Genomic DNA, 19,853 nt, shown 5'->3' with positions numbered 1-19,853 from the left:
CTAAATAGTTTTTACCTGTATTTTTTTAATCCATAGTAAGACCAAACTAGCAAATAATAACAAGAGCTAATTACCGATAATTTACTGATATTTCTGTAAAATTTATATTGTGGAATTAATAAATTAAATTTATTTCTAGAATGTGATTTTTTTCTTATTCTATATATTGCTAAAGGCTCTTTAATACCACTACAAAAAGTTACTTTTTTTAAATAAATAAGCCAAAGCCCCATGTCTTGTCTATACCTAACATTAGGCATAAATTCTTTTCCTAATTTATCTATATCTATAAATGCTGTTAAGCAACTAATGGTGTTTGTTTTTAAAATGTCTATATAATTCACTTTACTGGGCACCACCAATGTTGGATATACCTCTTCCATATCATCATTTCTCATTTCATAAGAAGCACATACAAACCCCTCACTATCAATACATTTTTTAATAGATTGTTCAAGAAAGTTAGGAAACCAAATATCATCGCTGTCTAAAAAAGCCATATATTTTCCTTTTGCTTGCTCTATGGATTTGTTTCTTGCTGCAGCAGGGCCTGAATTGTTAATTGTAAACACCTGAATTCTAGCATCGTTTTCTGCAAACTCTTTGATGATGGTTAATGACTCGTCTGTAGATCCATCATCTGTAATTAAAAGTTCCCAGTTTTTATGTGTTTGATTCAATACACTATTAATGGTTTCTTTAATATACTGTTCAGAATTGTAACATGGAGTGATTATAGAGACTAAATTTTGTGTCATTTAAGGTTTAATTTTAGAAATAAAACTTTTGTGTTTTCCTTTTGAGTTTGTAAACGCTACATGGTCTTGTATTTGTACATTTATATCGTCAGAAAAATATTTTTTAATCTCATTGCTTACAATTTCCAATTCTTTAGGCTGTAGTTTTTGTTCTATTTTAAAGTCTAAAAAACCTTTTTTTTCTTGAATTACTTGATAACTTAACTTTATATCGTAATGTTTGAGAATGTTTTTAAATATATAATAAAAATAAAGATTAGGGTATATTTCTGAATGACCATATACATTCTCTCCCACTCTACCTGTTACATCTTTTAAAACTCTATGTTCCTTTCCGCACCTACAGATTTCGCTTTTAGCTGCCAGTTCTATATAATCTCCTAATTTATATCTTATAATAGGAAAAGATTTCATTTGTAAATTGGTAATTACAATTTGACCTTCAATTTCTTCAACCAAACATCCTTCCATGTTTAAATGCATATGTCCCTCTGGGCACTCAAAAGCAATAATTCCAGATTCTGTGGCACCGTACTCACTAATAATTTTTAAACCAAAAGCTTTTTGTACCTCTTCTTGATATACTTCAAATATTTTTTCACTAGTCCCCTTAATCATCTTTAAATTCTTAGGTTTTTCTAGTTTTAAATCATTAATTAATTTTGCTGTTTGGTATAACATCGATGAATATCCGTGAATATACGTTACCTTTTTTAACCTCTTTGCAAAAGGATAAAAAGATTTTTTATTATAACTAAAGACTCTAAATCTATTTTGTAAAAAATCTAAAAACCTAGTTTTTAACTTATCTTTAAAAGAAAAATTAAATCCCCAAAAATACGCATTTCTATCCCAAGGATTTACTCCATACCAAGAATAACCTCTAAAAAATGCAGCTCTGTTAAAGGAATCTGCACTTTCATCTCTTAAGAAACTTAACGATTTTCCTGTGGTACCTGATGTGATGGCTTTTAACGTTTTTTTAAACGTATAGTTTGTATGAATGCCTTGTATGTTTTCTAACAATGTTTGTTTTTCTAACACAGGAATTTTTACAAGATCATTCAACTCTTTAATCTCATTCAAATCAACCTTATGCTTGTTAAAATATTCTTTATAAAAAGGCGAATATTCATATGCAAAAGACAGTAACTCTTTTAACTTTTTTAATTGATAAGCTTCAAGTTCTTGAATAGACCATTTTTCAGATTTTTCTAAAAAAGAAATCCATTTTTGTAAAGATGGATTTCTAGATTTAACCCCTATTTTATATATAATTTTATGCAACATTTATCTTAAAATATTAGCCCATTTATGTTTAACAACGTTCCAATCTAATTGCTCTGCTTTTTTCCTACCGTTTATAGACAATTGATTTACAAACTCTGGTTTTTCTAACAAATTTATAATTTGTTGAAACATTTGGTCTGCATTGTTTTTTTCTACCAATACACCATCTATAGTGTCTGAAACTAGATAAGGAATTCCACCAACGTTTGTAGACACAATAGGTAGTCCTAGAGCCATGGTTTCTATCAAACTAACAGGAGTATTATCTACATTGGTTGTATTAATAAAAATACAATAATCTTGAGACAATGTATGCCATTCTTTTTTTGACATTACCCCAGTAATTTTTATAGCTTTTTCAAGCTTTAATTCTTTTACTTTTTCTTGAAATATTTTTAACGTCCCATCCCTATCTGGCCCAACCATACATAGTTCTGCTTTTGGATCTATTTTTAAAATTTTTTGAAAAACACTTATTGCCATCAATGGGTTATACAAAGTTGCAAATGCCCTAACATATAATATTTTAGGTGTGATGTGTTTCCTTTCTTTAAATAAATATTCTTGAATATTTATTGTATTAGGAATTAACTTGACTTTATAACCTCTTTTTTGAAATTCATGCTTTAAATAATGAGAGGGTGAAACATTGTATACCGAATGATTAAAAATTTGTTGACTATAATAAACCGATGTATCTAATCTGTGTGGTAAATTTCCTCCATGTAAAATGGGAATGTATTTTAGCTTAAACACTCTTGCCAATTGAGAGCAAATAAATGCAAAATAAAAAGCTTTGGTACTAAAAGTATCTATCAACACATAATCCACTTTATTTCTATATTTTAGAACATGATACACCATATCTAACATTCTAAAAAACTGTTTTTTTTGTTTAGATGCTGTGTATAATGTATATCCTTCTTTAAGTAAATTTTCTTTTAATGTTTGGTATGCACTGTGATATTTAGAAGCTTCAGCCAAATCATTTCCTAAGTATAAAATGTTCATGTAACAGGCATTTTTTTTCTATTAGTAACATTAATCAAACTTAGCCCATAAATAAAACCTGGGAAAGCAACTCGCATAGCTGAATGATTAATGGTTAAAAACCATATGACTGCAAAAGCCACAACAAAACCTTTAAAATACATAGGTTGCTGAAAAAAGTTGATTGTTGATGCAAAAATAAGCAACAACAAAGCTAACAATCCTATCATTCCATGTTCTTCTAACAATCTACTCATTTCGTTATGAGAAGCTGCTGTTATATGGCTATCTTCTTCTTCTAACCTCATATATTTACCCGAGCCAACCCCTATTCCAAAAATTGGATTCTTCATAAATGTTTCTAGCTGATTTTCAAAAATATCAACCCTTCCAGATGAGATATCTTCTTTTTGGACTCCTTTTGTATTTTTTCCTAAATATCTATTTTCTAACATTCCTCCTGTTATGTTTGTACTATAAATCCATACAGACAATACAAAAAACAGCATCATTCCTACATATTTTAAAATGGAAGTTACCTTAGCTCTAGAAGTTAAATAAAATAAAGAAAGTAATAGAAAAGCAATAAAACCTGTTAAGATTCCTCCACGTGAAAAAGTCAATAATCCCCTATATATTAAATAAAAAAGTAAAAAAACATCAACAGCTAAATACCCCGATATTTTTTCTTTTAATAGTAATAATGTAGCCATTAAAAAAATCCCATATCCCAAAGCTGTAGCTACTTGGTTGGGTCCAAACCCACCTGAAGTTTCAAAATTTGCAGAAGACCCAAAAGTAATTTCTTTTAGGCTTGGTGTTCTAAAATATAATAAAACCAACATTGATAACACTGGTAATAAGGAAAAAAACATCACCTCTTTAAACCTTCTATAATCCACATCTCTTTGATAAAAATACATGGCTGCTACTCCTAAAGTTATAGGACCACTTAGATTAAAAATAATTGCTTTTCTAATAGAATCTCCTGCCGGTATTCTTGAAAAAGCAACACCAATTAATAGTAAAAAAATATACATTAAAAATATAACAGGTACTCCTTTAGACTTCTCCTCTATTAACAAACCTAAAAAAAGTAAGAACATCGTGACGTATTTTCCCATTTCCCAAAAAATTGCTCCCCCAGTCATTCTCATTAAAACTTCGGCACTTACAAAGTAGGCTGCCCATAAAAAAGATTGATTGTTATTATTCTTACTTGCATAAATATCAAAAAGAGCATATAACAAAACCCCCAAAGCAACCAATTTAGGAATTATTGATATAGTTAAAAAAAAACCAGCTATCAAGTGAACACCAACAAGGATGGTTCTATTTTTTAACATGTTTTATAGGTGTTTATTAATTTAACGAAATAAGTATCTTTGGAGTAAAATTCAATAATATGTTCTTGAAATTGTTTTCTATGCCATGCTCTTAAATCTTCATTCTCAATATATTTTACAATAGCTGCAGCCAACTCTAGTGTATTTTCTTTTGGAACAACTAGTCCATAATTATTCACTACATTTTTACATTCACCTACGTTTGTTACAACAACAGGTAAACCAGTCAACCCATATTCTAACAAGGCCAAAGGCAAGCCTTCTGAGTTTGATGACAATATACCAATCGTCGCTTGTTTTAACACATTAAGAACATCTAAGCAAGCATTGTAAACATATACAGTAGTATTTAAATTATTTTTTTTCATAAAATCAAAAACTTTATGAAAATAATCATCTTTTTGATGATCTCCTACTAAATGCAAGGTCCAATCTGAATATTTTTGTTGAATATTTTTAAAAGCTTTTAATAGATTTAAATGATCTTTTTGAGGTCTAAATGCTGCCAAACAAACAATTCTCTTTCCTTCTATCCCTTTTAATTTTGTAATAGGTTCTGATTTATTAAGTACTGAAAAATTAGCCAAGTAATGGATGTTTTTAGTTTTTATTTTTTTTTCTACCCATTGATATAAGACCTGGTTTACAACAATCACTGAAGAGAAGAAAAAAGAACTTAATTGAAGAACAGTTGCTTTCCTTTCATCTATTTCATCTGATTTTCCATAATGATCATGCCAAACAACTTGTACTGATGGAATTAACAATTTTACTAAAATAGCTATAAAGAAAGAAGATGAGTGTGCGTGAATAATTTTTATTCTATGCTTTTTTATATATTTTTTTAATTTTAAAATAGCTTTAAAATCTATAGTTCCTTTTTTATTTAAAAACAGATATCCTACAAATGTGTTTATCTTTTCTTTTAACAAGCCCTCCTTTCTAGTCACACAGATATGAGAATTTACATTTCTATCAGCAAGCCCATTAGCTATATTTACAGCCATTACTTCTGCTCCTCCAACCGCTAAAGAATCAATAACTTGTAAAACATTTAGTTCTTTAGACATTTAATATTTTTTTAATTTCTTGTTCAAATTTTTCTAGTGTAAATTGTCTAGACCACTGTTTTGCATTTTGAGCATGATCTACATATATATCTTTATTATTAATGTAATTTTCAATAGCCATGACAACCTCATCAATATTAGAATTTACGACCTTTCCTCTGGTATTATTCCCAAGTATATAGGGCACACAAGACACTTTTGAAGTTATTGGCAAGCATTCCCAAAACATAGCTTCGGCAACTACTTTAGGCCAACCTTCGGATTTAGATATAAAAATAAGAAAATGTGATTCTTGAAATGCTTTTTTAACCACATCTTTCTCTACATTTCCATGTAGCACTACTCTATCTTTTAATTGATGTTCTTTTATATAAGTTTCTATTTCTGGTTTTTTAACTCCATCACCATAAATATGTAATACAACATCATATCCTTTTTGTAATAGTTGATGTGTTGATTTTACACTAATTAAAGGTTGTTTCCCTACCGTTAACCCTCCTACAAAAAGTAATTTTATTTGCTGATTTATATTTTTAGTCTGAATTTCAACAATTTCATTTTGATGATAACTCGCTGTAAAAAAAGACAAAATATTTTTAGTCTGATTCGGCCATTGTCCATACACCAATACCTTCATGTTTTTTGTTAAAAAAGTATTTGATAACAACCATTTTTGAAATCCATATGTAATGGGTTGTTTACTATTAGGATCCCAATTTCCGGCATATTTAGCCGTTTTGGGCTTTGAGGGAAATAAAATCTGAACCAAACATCCCAACAAACCTACATTTCCAGGACAACGCAAATGAATGTGTTGAGCTTGTTTCATTACTTTATAAATCAATCTACAAATCTGAGGAATGACTACTATGGATTTTACTATGTTTTTAAAAGAAGTAATGTCAAAGTTTGGAATTTCTACAATTCTAATAGTTTCATGTTGATAAGGGGCTTCAATACTACTAATTGGATCTTTAGAAACAGGAGCTAGAATAATGATTTCATCGACATATTTTGCCCATAAATTCATTTCTCGAACATAAGGTTCATAAGCATAAACCTGTCCGTCTTTAATCTTGTGAACTGCATGTGTTATAATTCCAAAAATCATTATTTTATTTTTGGTTTATTAAAAATCAAAGAAAACAATCCTACACATCTTCCTAATACTTCTGTAAAAGCTTCTTTTCTGTTATTTGTTGTAAAAACATTTGCAAATCTTAGTACAATTAGTACTACAGCAATGCTATTCCATTGTATACGTGCTTTTAAACTTGGTTTATTATATTTAACTCTCCAAACATACCAACCATTACGAGTCACCATTTTCCCATATTTAAATTGATTAGGTCTTCCTGAAGCATCATGATGGTGTTCTAGTTTAGCAGCTGTATTAACGTATAGTTTTCCTTTTTTTGCCAATCGTAAAGAAAAATCCGCATCTTCATACAGCCCATAACCTTCAAAATATTTTGAGAAAGAAAGTTCTTTAAAAACTTCTCTTCTGTAGGAGGCAACTCCTCCCATTAATTGCTCTACTGGATACACTTTATTACTTGGAGGTAAAAAACCAACAGAACGACCATTAGAGAATTTAGGCATCCAACCTGGTGGAGTAGTATCTAACAAACCTAATTTTTTTCTTAGTTTGAATCTAGCACCTTCTTTTCTTACCCAACCATCGTAAAAGAACTCCTTAGAACTTGTTTTTTGTTTTTGTTTCCATTCAATCTCGTTAACAATATAACCACCAACAGCTAATGCATCTGGATACAAATGATATGTATTTAGTAAATGATAAAAATAATCCTTTTCCAAAATAGTATCATCATCTAAAAAAGCTATTACTTCTATGGAATCTCCAACCTTTTTAACCCCATAATTTCGTTGTTTGGTTAAACCTCTTTCCTCATCAGAAACTTTATAGTACTTTAAATTATCGAATGAATTTTCTTCAAGAGTCCTTTTTGTATCATCATTCGTAGATCCATCAATAATTAGAATCTCATCGGGATACAAAGATTGAACCGCTACAGATTTTAATAGCTTTAACAAAGCTTGAGGTCGCATGTAGGTACATATAATTAAGCTAAACTTCATCTTCCATCATTTTTTTAGCCCATTTTACACTAACATCCCATCGTTTATGAAAACTTCTTAAATAAGCTAATGGATTTTTAATAGACTGTTTCTTATAAAACTTTATAAAAAGTAAGGTTTTGTATCCTCTTAATTGCTCTGGTGTTAAATGTTTTAAGTTATAAGCCATTACTGTTGGTGAAGGTTTAGGCTGAATTTGACTAGTACTCCACTCATGTTTGATTTTCTGTCTAAAACCACCTACAGGTGCTTTTAAATGTAACATACTTATAGTAGGAATACTTAAAATTTCTACTCCACAATTTCTAAGCTGCATTCCAAAATCATTATCCTCACCATAACCAAACTCATGTTCTTTTTTAAATTTAATATGTTTCAAAAAACGAGCTTTCACAATACTTGTTCCAGATCCAAAATGTTCACTTTGTTTAATTGTGTTACTCTTGTTTAACTCACCTTTTTGTAAACATCCCATCACAATAGAATCTGTCCCATATTTGTTTATTTCATTAAAAGTTCTTTCTAATAAATTTATATCAAATCTAACATCATCATCTGCAAAAAACACCCAGTCAGAAGTCACTTTAGACAAGGCGATATTTCTAGCATTACAAGCTCCCAATTGATGCGTAAACGTATGATCTATAATAAAAGGCCAGTCATTAACTAAATAATCTAATTCTGATGCAGATCCCTCTAGTCCATTTTGTTCTACTATAATTACTTTTTTAGGAATTATAGTTTGTTTAGATAAATCTACTAGTACATTATATAAATGTTCTTTACGTCCTAAAGTTGGAATTAACACATCTACTTTGAAAGAATCTTTAGCAATACTTTTTTTTATAGATTTTACTTGTAAGTCAGAGAAATCAATAGAAGATATTTTATTCTTTTTACTCCATAAACTTTTGATAAAAGCGATAAAAGGAAACTGCTTGTTATATAATACATAATTAAACAGCAAAATAAAAACCCACTGTAATTTATAATGTTTTTTTACAAATTTAAACAGGACAGATTTCTCACTTTTTATATCAAACGACAGTTCTTTAGGTACATAACCCAATAAATTAGGTTCAGAATAACACAGTAAACCTTTGGGCATATTTAATTTTGCCAGGCTACACAAAAATTCATCAAATGATTGTCTAACATTGACTAATTCTTGACATTTTAGTAAAACATTAGCGTTTACACCTCCAATGTTTGAAGACATTAACCAAGTAGGATACGTAAGTTCTTTTTTTACATTGATAAAACAGTGTTGATCTACAAAGCCTATTTCTTTTGGAATCACGTAGTTTTCACTGAGATTGTAACTTGCCAAAATTAATTGATGATGAAAAATTTGAGGCAATGCTGCTCTATTGATAACATCTTTTAAACGATAATGACACCAAATCAGCAAGGTGTTTTTAAACTCAATAGACAAAGAATACAAGCATTTTTGAATGCTTTTCTCAGAACATCTTATAAGTGTATTCTCCTGAGTATTTTCATACTCTATTGCAGAAATTTCGTCGTGATATAAAATAATCATTATAAGTTCTTATAGAAATTGATATTCTCTTGTATTGAATAATTGCTATCAAAATTAGTTACAATTCTTTGTCTAGCATTTACAGCCATTTTATTAGCTTCCTTGCTATCATTCAACAAAGTTAAAGTCTTTCTTTTAAAATCATCTGTATTTGTAGGGTCAATCATAAATCCTGTAACCCTATCAATCATTAATTCCTTGGCCCAACCTATATTAGAGGTCACTAGTTTTTTTTCTAAGGCCATGGCTTCTAACCAGGTCATAGGAAAAGCTTCGGCAAAACTAGGCAACAACACCACTTCTGCTTGTTGTATGTAATTTAAAACTTGATTGTAAGGAACAGCTTTTATGTAACTTAACTTTTTTTGAGCTTTTTCTGATAGGATTTCATTGATCATCTGTAAAGTAGAAGTCCCTGTAAACACATCTTTATTGTCTTTCCCCAACAAAACTAACGTAATTTCATCATCTTCTTCTACCAACTTAGTAAACATTTTTGCGATTTCTAAGACTCCTTTTTTACGAACAAGAGTTCCAAAATAGAATAAGGATTTTGGTTTTATCAATTTAGGATTGGGCTTAAACAATTCAATATCAATTGTATTGTAAATTGTTTTAATTTCAGTTGTTAAACCAAACAACTCTTTTGTTTTTAAAGACACAAAGTTACTAACTCCAACAATCTTATCTGCTCCCAGCAATGCTCTTTTCTCAAAAAAATGATTCTTAGCTTTTACTTTTCTATGTTCTAAATCACAAAAATAAGTATCAGAACCATGCAATCTAATTACAAGCGGACATTGAAACTTCATAAACGCAGTAAAACCTGTCCATTCAGGGGCTTCAATTACATCTATTTTATTCCTCTTTATAACTTGATTGACATACTTATTAAAATATCGTCTGTTTGTATACCAAGTAATTCCTTTAACAGCTTTCTTTTTTACGGAATGAACCTCTACTCCATTTACATCAAAAGTAACTTCTGTACTTTGACTGTGAATAAACACCGTTACTTTTACCTTATTCTTTAATAAACTTTCTGCCAAATTTTTGGTAAAGGTTCCTATGCCACCAATACTCCCTTTAAAATTGGGACATGGATATTCTGGTGTTAAGAAAGCAATATGCATTATTCAATTATTTTTTTAATCATACTCCAAATATAGTTTGATGAATTTTCAGGATGGTTTCCACAAATCTTAATATACCAATCTAAAGTATCTACCATTTTTTTTCCTTCTAATCCCTTTATTATTATATCTGAAATTTCATCTTTAGAGTTGATCCATAAAACAGCTTTCTGACTAGGCATCGATTTAAAATGTATAAACTTGTATATCTTTTGGATACTCCATTTCGTGTTCTTCTTTTTTTCGGTATTGTAATTTAAATAAGCACATGGTTTGTTTTGAGCAGCATAATCAAACACCATAGAAGAGCCTACATTTATCACCAACTCTGTATAACAAACAGTACTCGCTAATAAATTCATATCCTCTTTTGTAGGCATCACCCTATTCCAACTACTTCCTAAATTTTCCCAAAGAGGATCTATAAGAGTAATTACACTTTTATATTTTTCATATATTTTTTGATGTCTATTCGTAAAATCTACTGGACATTTTCTATAGATAATTCCTATATTTTTTCCTTGTTTATTTAAATTTTCCACTGCATTAGCCACATCTTCTAAATAAAATTCATCATTAGGGGAGGTTGTAATATCATCTCCAGAAAAACAGATGTATTTTCTATCAAAATCTAAATTATATTTTTTATAAAATTCTTCTTTAGGAATTATTAATTCTGGTTGATAATGTATTTCAAATTGAGGTGTTCCCACTACATGAATTCTATTTGCTGACACCTCTGGATAATAAAACATTAATTCTTGTTTCATGTGATCACTCCACACAAAATAATAATCAGATTTCACAACCATCATTCCTTTAGGTAAGTTGTCCCAAGAATATATAAAAGTAACTGTAGGTATCTTTAAATCTTGAGCTGCCAACAAAGCTGCCACTGCAGATAAAGGTCTTTGGTTGGTTAAAAAAACAAGATTGGGTTTTTCTTTAATAAGAGTTTCTTTAGATTTTTTATAATACGTAGTTGTACGCTCTAAAGCAAACATTCTGTTTTTTATAAATTCTAAACCCTTCTTTGAATTAAACAAGAATACAAAACAATCTACAACTAATGATTTTATACAGTTTTTAAATCCTTTATAAGATTGTGGAAAAATGTATGAAAGAAAAACTCTATTTTTAGTCTTTTTATAATTTTGTTTAAGTTCTATTATAACTTTTGCTCTTTTATACAAATCAGTTAAAACAGTACTCTTACTGTTACTTATTTTAATTTGTTTTAAGCCTATTGTAGACAAATCAAAATTTGTATTATTCCAATAAACTGTCTCTAAATTATACTTAAGACCTAGTTTGTCAAAATTAGTATAAGCAAAGTTCCGAAGACCAATTCCATCAGGTAAAAAAACAAATACTTTCTTCATTTTACTCATTCTTACTACTATTTAAAACTAAAACTATTCTCTAAAATATTTAGTATTTTTTGTGATGCAGTTCCATCTCCATAAGGATTTTTAGTTCCTACCATATCTTGATATACTTGATGGTTCTCTAACAACAAAAAAGCTTGTTTTAATATTTCCTCTTTATTTGTTCCTACCAATTTTACAGTTCCTTCTTCTACAGCTTCTTGCCTTTCGGTTACTTCCCTTGTTACCAATACCGGCTTTTTTAAAGAAGGAGCTTCTTCTTGTACCCCACCACTATCCGTAATAATTAAATAAGATTGGTTTAACAACCATATAAAAGCTTCATAGTCCAAAGGAGCAATTAATAATATGTTGTTAAGATTTCCTAAGGTGTCATAGACTACTTTTTGGACATTTGGATTTAAATGTACTGGATATATGATTTGTACATCGTCTCGAGTCGCTAATTCTTTTAAAGCAGCACAAAACTCATAAAACTTCTCTCCAAAATTTTCCCGTCTATGTCCCGTTACAACAATTAACTTTTTATCTGTTATAATAAATTCTTTAATTGCTTGAATATCTTTTCTTTCCTCATTCACATGCTGAATCCCCCATAACAAGGCATCAATCACAGTGTTTCCTGTAACGTGAATTGAATTTGGATGTACTCCTTCATTTAGCAAGTTTTGAGCCGATTGTTGTGTAGGAGCAAAATGAAGATCTGCCAATCTCCCTGTCATTTGTCTATTGATTTCTTCTGGAAAAGGAGCCAGTTTGTTATAGGTTCTTAAGCCTGCTTCTACATGTCCTATTTGAACACCCCTATGAAAAGCTGCTAAAGCCACCATACTACTTGTAGAAGTATCACCATGCACTAGCACCAAATCTGGATTAAAATCTATTAAAACAGTATCTATAGCTGTTAATATTCTTGCACTTAATTGGTTTAAACTTTGATTGGCTTTCATCAAGTCTAAATCATATGCTGGTATAATCTTAAAAAATTCCAAAACCTGATCTAACATTTCTCTATGTTGCGCTGTTACACAAACCTTCGTATCAAAATTAGTCTGCTGATATAATTCTTTGACCAAAGGAGCCATTTTTATGGCTTCAGGTCTAGTTCCAAAAACTATTAATATTTTTTTCATATTTACCAATTTTTCCTCCAATCAATATTTGTTTTAACAACAATAGCTGGATTTCCTAATATAATTGTATTAGAGTCTATAAAACTGCTAGCGACAACACTTCCTAAACCTACTAAATTACAATTAGAAATTTTAACTCCAGGAGCAATATTTGTATTTGAACCTATATATACATTATCTCCTATTTCTACATTTAAGCTTTTTCCTATTTTAGTATTTACAGAACCATGTGTCCAAATCTGACTATTCTTTCCTGCAAGCCACGAATTCTTACCTATCATTACATTATTCCATAAATCTATATGGTGATTGTTTATTATTCTACTATAACTACCTATACTAAAATTTGCCCCACCACCAATATAATTACCACTATGTATATGAACTCCATTCCCTATACTTAAAGTATTACAAACTATATGATTATCATTTTTAATAGACACATTATCACCTATATTAACTTTATTAGCTTTAATTATACTTTTACCTATGTAGACATTTTTACCTATTTTGTAATTAAAGAAATACTTGTAAACAAATACTCTGAGAAAATTTAAAGGAAGCCTTTTTATAAAAAAAAACAATATTCGATTCATTATCATTTAATTTAAAACACTAGTGTTAAACCACTGCCATATATGAAAACTAGAGTCTCTATCTCCGTCTTTATATAATTTTAATTCCTTTTCTAATTCTGAAAAATTGAACCAATTAGCAATACTACTCTTTCTTAATTTATTTACGGAACTTTCTACTTCATTAAAAATTTCATCTCCCAACCATTCTCTTTGAGGTGTCTGTAATGGCCTTTTAGGAGCATATGTTATAGAATCGCTTAAAAACTCAGCAACTAACTCTCTTAATAAATATTTTTGAACCCCATTTTTTATTTTATATTCTAAAGGTTGTGCAAAAGCATATTCTACCAACCTATAATCTAAAAAAGGTTCTCTTAGCTCTGTACTATATGCCATAGAAACTCGATCATTAAACCTTAAAGCTCTAGGTATTTTGGTGTAAAATAAATCTCTATACTGCTTATTTAACACCTCACAATCAAATGGTTGTGGATAGGTTATTTTCTTTGCTTTCTTTATAAAATCTTCATTTAAAACTTTGGGTCTAAAAGGCGATTTAGAAACTCCTTGAATTGTGTGGCTATTGTTTTGGGTATAATAATCATAACCCGCCCATTGCTCGTCCATTCCTTGTCCATCTAACAATACTAAATTAGTATCTTTTCTAGCTTGATTAAAAATTTGACTGTAAGCTACTGTTGGAATTCCACCAAAGGGTTCATCTTGTATTTGAGCAATATATGTCAACTTATGAATTAATTCTTTGTCTGCTTTTAATAATACCTTCTGCAATGGATTTTTGGTTAAAGCAATCATCTCCTCTACCCAAGGTAATTCATCATAACGTTCATTATTGGTGTAAAAGGTATATGCATTTATACGTTCTTTTCCTTCTATTCTATTTACAAATGCTAAAAGTGTAGAACTATCTAAACCACCACTAATATTAAAACCAACTGCTACATCGGCCCTAAATCTAAGTTTTATACTGTCTTCTAATATTTTTTTATAAGTTTCTTTTACTTGTGTAAAAGAAGTTTCTTTTTTATGTTTTTTTATTTCTTCTTCAAAGAAATACCATTTAGAAATTTCACACTGATTTTTTTTAATTTCTAAAAAATGTCCTCCTGGTAATTGTTCAATATCTTTCCAAAAAGTTTCGTTAGGCATTCCATAACTTCCATACGCTAAATAACCTGCCCAAACGGACTCATTGTATTCTTTTCTTACTCCAGCAGCGTGCAATGTTTTTATTTCTGAAGCAAAATAAAACACATTTTTCTTTTGAGCATAATAAAATGGTTTTACTCCAAAACGATCTCTAGCCGCAAACAATTCTTGTTTTTTTACATCCCAAATGGCAAAAGAAAACATTCCATTTAATTTTGATAAACATTCTTTTCCCCATTTTATATATGCAGCCAAAAGAACTTCGGTGTCCGATGCTGTTTTGAAACTATACGCTACTTTTAACTCTTCTTTAAGTTCTAAATAATTATAAACCTCTCCATTAAAGATTAAAATGTAATTACCACAATTACTCTTAAAAGGTTGATTACTTTCTTTATTTAAATCTAAAATGGCTAACCTATTATGCCCTAAAGCAACAAGTTCATCATTCCAAACACTTGTATCATCTGGTCCTCTATGTTGTTGTGTCAACAACATTTTAGATAAAGTAGTTTTTTTATCTATATCTACCCCTAAAATTCCTGCAATACCGCACATAGGTTACCTGTTTAATTGGCTTAATAATTTTTGAGCTTTTTCCCAGTCTTCTAACGTATCTATATTTACATACCATTCTTTAGGAGACTCTATACAAGAAATACTAGTTCCATATAAAGAATTTTGTTCTAAAATAACGGAAGTTTTTGTTAAATAAATACTTCCATCTCTATGATAAGCTTTAGGCAAGTCTTGTCTTCTAGAAATAATTTGTTCATCTCCTGTAGCAATTTTTAAACTCCCTAAATCATCTTGTTTAAAAACCCAATGAGGGTTGTACTCATGTGGAACTTCTTGAACAGAAACCAAACTATCTGTATTGGCCTTTATAAATTTTTCAATCGCTTTGTTTAAAAACTCAACCGTTCTAAAAGGGCTTGTTACTTGCAATAAACAAACAGCATCAAACTCAATACCTATAGCTTTGTAATAGATTAAAGCATGTTGAATAACAGGTAAGGTAGGAGCTATATCTATTGCTAAATTTAAAGGTCTTTTAAAAGGAACTTGAATACCTATTTTTTTTGCTACTGTTATAATTTCATCATCATCACTACTTAAAACTACTGTATCAATTAATTTACTAGCTAAGGCAACCTCAGATGTATATTGAATCAAAGGTTTTTTTCCTAATAATTTTATATTCTTTCTAGGAACTCCCTTAGAACCACCTCTGGCGGGTATAACACCTAAAATTTTCATTAGTATACAATGGTTTTATGAAATGTTAACTTTGTTTCTGCAAGAATATTGGCTATTCTTTGCCCCGATGCTCCATCTCCATAAATATTTTCTGATACAATATTAGTAGCAGTAATTCTATTTTTTATACTCTTTATAATTTCATTTTTATCATAAATAGTATCTAAGACATTACTCGCTCTTTCTCTTTTGTTTTGACGAGTTCCTATATTTACAACAGGTACTGCTAAATAAGAACATTCACGAATTCCTACACTAGAATTCCCTACTAAACACTTGCTATTTACCAATAATTTTAAAAAATCATTCGGCTCCATATTTTTAAAGAAATGAATATTCTTAGGCTGATAATTTTCTCTAAAAGATCGTATCCCTCCTGAAGTCCCATCAGACCCTGCATCTACATTGGGCCAAAACCAAAAAGTTGGCATGTTTAGTTCATAAACTGCTTTTAAGGTTTCTTCCACATCTTTTCTAGCGGATGCATATTCTGTAGTTACCGGATGTTGCATAACTACTATATATCCCTCTTCTTTCCAATTTACGTTTTCCCCCACTCCTCCATATTTTTGAATAGGATCAAAATCTAAAGTTGGATTGTTTTTTATTTCATTAGCTAAATCTATAGAGGGACAACCTGTATTAAACACCATCTCTGGATTTTCTCCCATTTTTAAGACTCTTTGTTTCGCATCTTCTGAGGCTACCAAATGTACATCTGCTAATTTGGTATTGGCATGACGGACCTTTTCATCAATATTTCCTGTTACTTCTCCTCCTTGAATGTGAATTAAGGGTATGTTTTGATAAGCTGCAGCAATACTTGTTGCAATTGTTTCAAACCTATCTGCAATAGTTACCACAGCATCTGGTTGTAAACGATAAAAAACATTGGCCAATTCCATAACTCCTAAACCTGTAGTTTTGGCCATAGAAGTAGGATTTTCTCCTTCTAAAACCATAAAAACTTTCTCTTCTATGGTAAAACCATCTTTTTCTATAAACTCTACCGCATTTCCATAACGTCCTAACAATGCAGATCCTGCAATCACCAATTGCAACTCTAATTTAGGATGATTTTTAATGGCTGCTAAAGCTGTTTTTATTCTACTATAAGAGGGACGTGCTGTAACGACAACACATATTTTTTTTACAGACATATTATGCTATTAAATCTTCATCATTTAAAAAATCCCATTGAGACAAGTCTCTTTTTAATTTTTTACCAATTACTTTTTCGTATTCACTAGCCAAGATACCAAATCCTTTAGGTTTTTTAGTCTCTAAGTCCGAAAAACTAAGGGTATCTCCTGCTTTTAAATTCTTATTAACTGCTAATGATTTTTCAAAAATGGATTTTAAATTATGAAATTCCGAATTATCTGATTTACTCACAGGGTTTTGCAAGGCTACCGTAATATTGTTTACAGCTTTGACCAATTGAGTTGTTTCATCTATGGTTAACGATGCTTTGGCATCGGGACCAAACATTTCTTTGTCAAAAACCACATGAAACTCTAAAATTTCTGCACCTAATGCTCTTGCCGCAATACAGGCTTCTGTTGAAGAGGAATGATCTGAAAAACCTACAGAAACTTTATATCGATCCTTCAGTTCTTGAATAACATTCAGACCAAATTGAGCAGGTTGTGTAGGATATGCTGTCGTGCATTGTAAAATTGAATAAGCTACTCTCCTAGATTTTAAAAATGTTACGGTTTTATCCAATTCCTCAAAAGAGCTCATTCCTGAGGATATGATAACAGGTTTTCCTGTTTGTGCTATTTTTTCTAACAACACAAAATTGTTTACCTCTCCAGATCCAACTTTGTATTGTTTCACACCAACCTCTTCTAACAAATCTACAGCTGCATTGCTAAAAGGAGAACTCATAAACTCTAAGCCTACTTCGTCACAATGTTGTTTGATTTCTTTCCATTGCTCCAAAGTAAACTCCATACGTTTCCAATAGTCCATTCTGCTAACGTCCTGCTTAGAAAACTTGACTCTAAAAGGTTCATGAATACTACTTTCTGCTTCAGCAATATGAGTTTGAAATTTGATGGCATCACAGCCTGTTTTAGCAACCGCATCTATATAAGCATGTGCCATTCCTAAACTTCCATCGTGTGCTTGCGCTATTTCTGCTATAATAAACATAATTTATCTCTTTTTATAATCAGATTCAATTCATCCAATGAACTGTTGATTGTATACAAGTACTTGTAATCTCTATACTTAAATATGAGTTCTTTTATAAGCAAAGAGTTTATCTGTTCTAAGGTAAAATAACGTTCTTGTTTAATACCTAATATTTTTTTTAGTAAACTTTTAATATTTCTATTATTATTTTGCTCTGAGAATTGAAAATGAAAGATACCTGTTTCTGTTGAATTCAAAATATTATATATATAATACTCTACTTGACTAATTGAATTATTGATATAATAAACATGTGTTATATTCTTTTGTAATTCCATAAAATCTTCCTTACTCATTACTTCTCCAACTCTTCTATTTAAATTAACATTTATAATTTTTGAGTCTTTATGGAATTCACAGTGCTGATTATTTAATTTAACAATATTATTGGGTACTATAAATTGTTCTCTAGGATGTTCTTTTAAAGCCTTATGAAAAGAAGTATGATATATATGTAACAATAGTATTTCTTCTTCATAATAAACAAGTTTTAATCCTTTGTTCACCATTCTTACATGTGCATCAGTATCTTCGCTTCCCCAAAAATGAAAATATTCATCAAAACCACCACTTTCTCTAATATGTTCCGTTGGGAATAATGTCCATCCTGTTGCTTCATGATTACTATATTTTAACACAGTGTAATCCTCAAAATCAACTTCTTTTTCAGATTCTCCCTCATCTAAATAACCTGCTTTAAAATAAACAACCTCATTATTATCTAAATATTTATTTAAAATAGTTGTAAAACTTTTTTTATAAAATACATCTACATCTGCTATAAATATATAGGGAGTGTGTATTTGTTTTAGAGCAATATTAATTGCTCTAGATTTGTTCCAGGGCTGATTATTAGTATATGAATATATATATTTAGAAAACTCAAAAGATTCAACTAATTCTTTGTTTTTTTTAGCAGAAGTCATTTCACTACCATAATCTACAAAAATTACTTCAAAATTTTGAAGAGTTTGATGTTTTAAAGATTCTAAACTTTTACGAATTCTATATAAATCTCTATTTCGAAAAGTATATATAAAAGTGATTTTATTTTCCATAGATCATTATGATTTAAATGGACAAACCTCTAACAAATTGTTATTAATTATCTTTATTGTTTTTTCTAAAGGCAATGAAGGATAATTCTTGAAAAATTGATCTACGATAATTTCATTTGTTAAATCTATCTGAGATAATTTTATATTATATGGGGTTAGTTTTACTGATTCAAAATAATCTATAAATTTTATACCATCACCAAATAATTTATCTGAAAACTCAACCCATATAGCTGGAATTTGATAGGCATGAGAAACAATAATTCCGTGTAAAGATGATGAAACAACTCTTTCACATTCTAAAATCTCATTTGTTGTAAACTCTATATCGTTCGTTTTAAGTGAAATTACTTTTACATTTTCTAAATGATTATATTTTTTTAACGTATTCTCATAATCATAATTATGAGGTATAATTCCAAGTTTATATTTTTTCACTACTTTGGGGTTATAATACCTAGGTAATAATAATGCAGGATCTCCATATACATCAGGCACACTATATCCTTTATTTAATAAAAACTGTCTAGTTCTAGGCCCACGAACAGCTAGGTATTTTGCATTTTCCACATGAATATCTTCACTAATAATACCACTTCCCCAAACAACACATTTCTTATCTACATTAGCCAAAATACTACCGATTGTAAAATAAATAGGATCTTTAAATAAGTCTCTATAAGACCATTTTTTTGGCAGTGAAAAAACGACCTCTTTCTTTGAAACTTTTTCAAACAGATATTTTCCTAAAACATCTCCGTAATTTTCATATTCATGATTGTGGAAGTATTTTTCATTCCACCAGAAAAGTCTTTCTTTTTTAGCCATTACTAT

General features: G+C 29.8%; 18 protein-coding genes. All 18 read right to left on the bottom strand.

What is annotated here, in order from left to right:
• Nucleotides 1–11 precede the first annotated feature (11 nt).
• From ACY2IJ_RS00620 to ACY2IJ_RS00535, 18 genes are read right to left on the bottom strand one after another with little or no spacing between them, the layout of a single operon-like run.
• Nucleotides 12–758, bottom strand: coding sequence for a glycosyltransferase family 2 protein (locus ACY2IJ_RS00620; protein ID WP_476725225.1), 747 nt, complete (start codon nt 756–758; stop codon nt 12–14).
• The gene (locus tag ACY2IJ_RS00615) at nt 759–2,048 is read right to left on the bottom strand and encodes a phenylacetate--CoA ligase family protein (protein WP_476725224.1); all 1,290 of its coding nucleotides are present in this window, start codon (nt 2,046–2,048) and stop codon (nt 759–761) included.
• A complete protein-coding gene (locus ACY2IJ_RS00610) occupies nt 2,049–3,059 on the bottom strand; it encodes a glycosyltransferase family 4 protein (RefSeq protein ID WP_476725223.1) in 1,011 nt (336 codons plus the stop codon). It lies immediately after the preceding gene.
• Nucleotides 3,056–4,384 (bottom strand): O-antigen ligase family protein, encoded by a 1,329-nt coding sequence (locus tag ACY2IJ_RS00605; protein ID WP_476725221.1) that lies wholly within the window; start codon nt 4,382–4,384, stop codon nt 3,056–3,058. The genes ACY2IJ_RS00610 and ACY2IJ_RS00605 overlap by 4 nt, the downstream gene beginning before the upstream one ends.
• Entirely contained in the window at nt 4,378–5,454 is a 1,077-nt protein-coding gene (locus tag ACY2IJ_RS00600) for a glycosyltransferase (RefSeq protein ID WP_476725220.1), read from the bottom strand. Before ACY2IJ_RS00600 ends, ACY2IJ_RS00605 begins: the two co-directional genes overlap by 7 nt.
• Complete coding sequence (locus tag ACY2IJ_RS00595; protein ID WP_476725219.1) at nt 5,447–6,565, bottom strand: glycosyltransferase; 1,119 nt, start codon at nt 6,563–6,565, stop codon at nt 5,447–5,449. The genes ACY2IJ_RS00600 and ACY2IJ_RS00595 overlap by 8 nt, the downstream gene beginning before the upstream one ends.
• Nucleotides 6,565–7,554 carry a glycosyltransferase family 2 protein gene (locus ACY2IJ_RS00590; protein ID WP_476725218.1) on the bottom strand — a complete coding sequence of 330 codons (990 nt, stop codon included), beginning with the start codon at nt 7,552–7,554 and terminating at the stop codon, nt 6,565–6,567. The genes ACY2IJ_RS00595 and ACY2IJ_RS00590 overlap by 1 nt, the downstream gene beginning before the upstream one ends.
• Nucleotides 7,544–9,097 (bottom strand): glycosyltransferase family 2 protein, encoded by a 1,554-nt coding sequence (locus tag ACY2IJ_RS00585; RefSeq protein WP_476725216.1) that lies wholly within the window; start codon nt 9,095–9,097, stop codon nt 7,544–7,546. Before ACY2IJ_RS00585 ends, ACY2IJ_RS00590 begins: the two co-directional genes overlap by 11 nt.
• The gene (locus ACY2IJ_RS00580; protein ID WP_476725215.1) at nt 9,097–10,230 is read right to left on the bottom strand and encodes a glycosyltransferase family 4 protein; all 1,134 of its coding nucleotides are present in this window, start codon (nt 10,228–10,230) and stop codon (nt 9,097–9,099) included. Before ACY2IJ_RS00580 ends, ACY2IJ_RS00585 begins: the two co-directional genes overlap by 1 nt.
• Entirely contained in the window at nt 10,230–11,612 is a 1,383-nt protein-coding gene (locus ACY2IJ_RS00575; RefSeq protein ID WP_476725214.1) for a glycosyltransferase family protein, read from the bottom strand. The genes ACY2IJ_RS00580 and ACY2IJ_RS00575 overlap by 1 nt, the downstream gene beginning before the upstream one ends.
• 17 nt (nt 11,613–11,629) lie before the next feature.
• Nucleotides 11,630–12,751, bottom strand: coding sequence for a non-hydrolyzing UDP-N-acetylglucosamine 2-epimerase (gene wecB / locus ACY2IJ_RS00570; protein WP_476725213.1), 1,122 nt, complete (start codon nt 12,749–12,751; stop codon nt 11,630–11,632).
• Between the two features lie 2 nt (nt 12,752–12,753).
• Nucleotides 12,754–13,347 (bottom strand): acyltransferase, encoded by a 594-nt coding sequence (locus tag ACY2IJ_RS00565; protein ID WP_476725212.1) that lies wholly within the window; start codon nt 13,345–13,347, stop codon nt 12,754–12,756.
• 6 nt (nt 13,348–13,353) lie between these two features.
• Nucleotides 13,354–15,057 carry an asparagine synthase (glutamine-hydrolyzing) gene (gene asnB / locus ACY2IJ_RS00560; RefSeq protein ID WP_476725211.1) on the bottom strand — a complete coding sequence of 568 codons (1,704 nt, stop codon included), beginning with the start codon at nt 15,055–15,057 and terminating at the stop codon, nt 13,354–13,356.
• A 3-nt stretch (nt 15,058–15,060) separates the two neighbouring features.
• Nucleotides 15,061–15,759 carry an acylneuraminate cytidylyltransferase family protein gene (locus ACY2IJ_RS00555; protein ID WP_476725210.1) on the bottom strand — a complete coding sequence of 233 codons (699 nt, stop codon included), beginning with the start codon at nt 15,757–15,759 and terminating at the stop codon, nt 15,061–15,063.
• Nucleotides 15,759–16,919, bottom strand: coding sequence for a UDP-N-acetylglucosamine 2-epimerase (gene neuC / locus ACY2IJ_RS00550; RefSeq protein ID WP_476725209.1), 1,161 nt, complete (start codon nt 16,917–16,919; stop codon nt 15,759–15,761). Before neuC ends, ACY2IJ_RS00555 begins: the two co-directional genes overlap by 1 nt.
• Nucleotide 16,920: 1 nt before the next feature.
• Complete coding sequence (locus ACY2IJ_RS00545; RefSeq protein ID WP_476725208.1) at nt 16,921–17,919, bottom strand: N-acetylneuraminate synthase family protein; 999 nt, start codon at nt 17,917–17,919, stop codon at nt 16,921–16,923.
• Nucleotides 17,907–19,019 (bottom strand): glycosyltransferase family 2 protein, encoded by a 1,113-nt coding sequence (locus ACY2IJ_RS00540; RefSeq protein ID WP_476725207.1) that lies wholly within the window; start codon nt 19,017–19,019, stop codon nt 17,907–17,909. The genes ACY2IJ_RS00545 and ACY2IJ_RS00540 overlap by 13 nt, the downstream gene beginning before the upstream one ends.
• 6 nt (nt 19,020–19,025) lie before the next feature.
• A complete protein-coding gene (locus ACY2IJ_RS00535; protein WP_476725206.1) occupies nt 19,026–19,847 on the bottom strand; it encodes a polysaccharide pyruvyl transferase family protein in 822 nt (273 codons plus the stop codon).
• Nucleotides 19,848–19,853: the final 6 nt, after the last annotated feature.

This window comes from Wenyingzhuangia gracilariae, from assembly GCF_056387575.1.
The sequence above is the reverse complement of the archived record's forward strand: the minus strand, read 5'-3'. Positions and strand labels throughout refer to the sequence as shown.

What these genes read in the sequence shown, in the direction of transcription:
- ACY2IJ_RS00595 (WP_476725219.1), bottom strand. Translation starts at nt 6,565, where the DNA reads ATGATTTTTGGAATTATAACACATGCAGTTCACAAGATTAAAGACGGA.
- ACY2IJ_RS00565 (WP_476725212.1), bottom strand. Translation starts at nt 13,347, where the DNA reads ATGAATCGAATATTGTTTTTTTTTATAAAAAGGCTTCCTTTAAATTTT.
- ACY2IJ_RS00620 (WP_476725225.1), bottom strand. Translation starts at nt 758, where the DNA reads ATGACACAAAATTTAGTCTCTATAATCACTCCATGTTACAATTCTGAA.
- ACY2IJ_RS00535 (WP_476725206.1), bottom strand. Translation starts at nt 19,847, where the DNA reads ATGGCTAAAAAAGAAAGACTTTTCTGGTGGAATGAAAAATACTTCCAC.
- ACY2IJ_RS00555 (WP_476725210.1), bottom strand. Translation starts at nt 15,759, where the DNA reads ATGAAAATTTTAGGTGTTATACCCGCCAGAGGTGGTTCTAAGGGAGTT.
- ACY2IJ_RS00605 (WP_476725221.1), bottom strand. Translation starts at nt 4,384, where the DNA reads ATGTTAAAAAATAGAACCATCCTTGTTGGTGTTCACTTGATAGCTGGT.
- ACY2IJ_RS00540 (WP_476725207.1), bottom strand. Translation starts at nt 19,019, where the DNA reads ATGGAAAATAAAATCACTTTTATATATACTTTTCGAAATAGAGATTTA.
- ACY2IJ_RS00575 (WP_476725214.1), bottom strand. Translation starts at nt 11,612, where the DNA reads ATGAAGAAAGTATTTGTTTTTTTACCTGATGGAATTGGTCTTCGGAAC.
- ACY2IJ_RS00590 (WP_476725218.1), bottom strand. Translation starts at nt 7,554, where the DNA reads ATGAAGTTTAGCTTAATTATATGTACCTACATGCGACCTCAAGCTTTG.
- ACY2IJ_RS00615 (WP_476725224.1), bottom strand. Translation starts at nt 2,048, where the DNA reads ATGTTGCATAAAATTATATATAAAATAGGGGTTAAATCTAGAAATCCA.
- wecB (WP_476725213.1), bottom strand. Translation starts at nt 12,751, where the DNA reads ATGAAAAAAATATTAATAGTTTTTGGAACTAGACCTGAAGCCATAAAA.
- ACY2IJ_RS00585 (WP_476725216.1), bottom strand. Translation starts at nt 9,097, where the DNA reads ATGATTATTTTATATCACGACGAAATTTCTGCAATAGAGTATGAAAAT.
- ACY2IJ_RS00580 (WP_476725215.1), bottom strand. Translation starts at nt 10,230, where the DNA reads ATGCATATTGCTTTCTTAACACCAGAATATCCATGTCCCAATTTTAAA.
- ACY2IJ_RS00600 (WP_476725220.1), bottom strand. Translation starts at nt 5,454, where the DNA reads ATGTCTAAAGAACTAAATGTTTTACAAGTTATTGATTCTTTAGCGGTT.
- ACY2IJ_RS00610 (WP_476725223.1), bottom strand. Translation starts at nt 3,059, where the DNA reads ATGAACATTTTATACTTAGGAAATGATTTGGCTGAAGCTTCTAAATAT.
- neuC (WP_476725209.1), bottom strand. Translation starts at nt 16,919, where the DNA reads ATGTCTGTAAAAAAAATATGTGTTGTCGTTACAGCACGTCCCTCTTAT.
- asnB (WP_476725211.1), bottom strand. Translation starts at nt 15,057, where the DNA reads ATGTGCGGTATTGCAGGAATTTTAGGGGTAGATATAGATAAAAAAACT.
- ACY2IJ_RS00545 (WP_476725208.1), bottom strand. Translation starts at nt 17,919, where the DNA reads ATGTTTATTATAGCAGAAATAGCGCAAGCACACGATGGAAGTTTAGGA.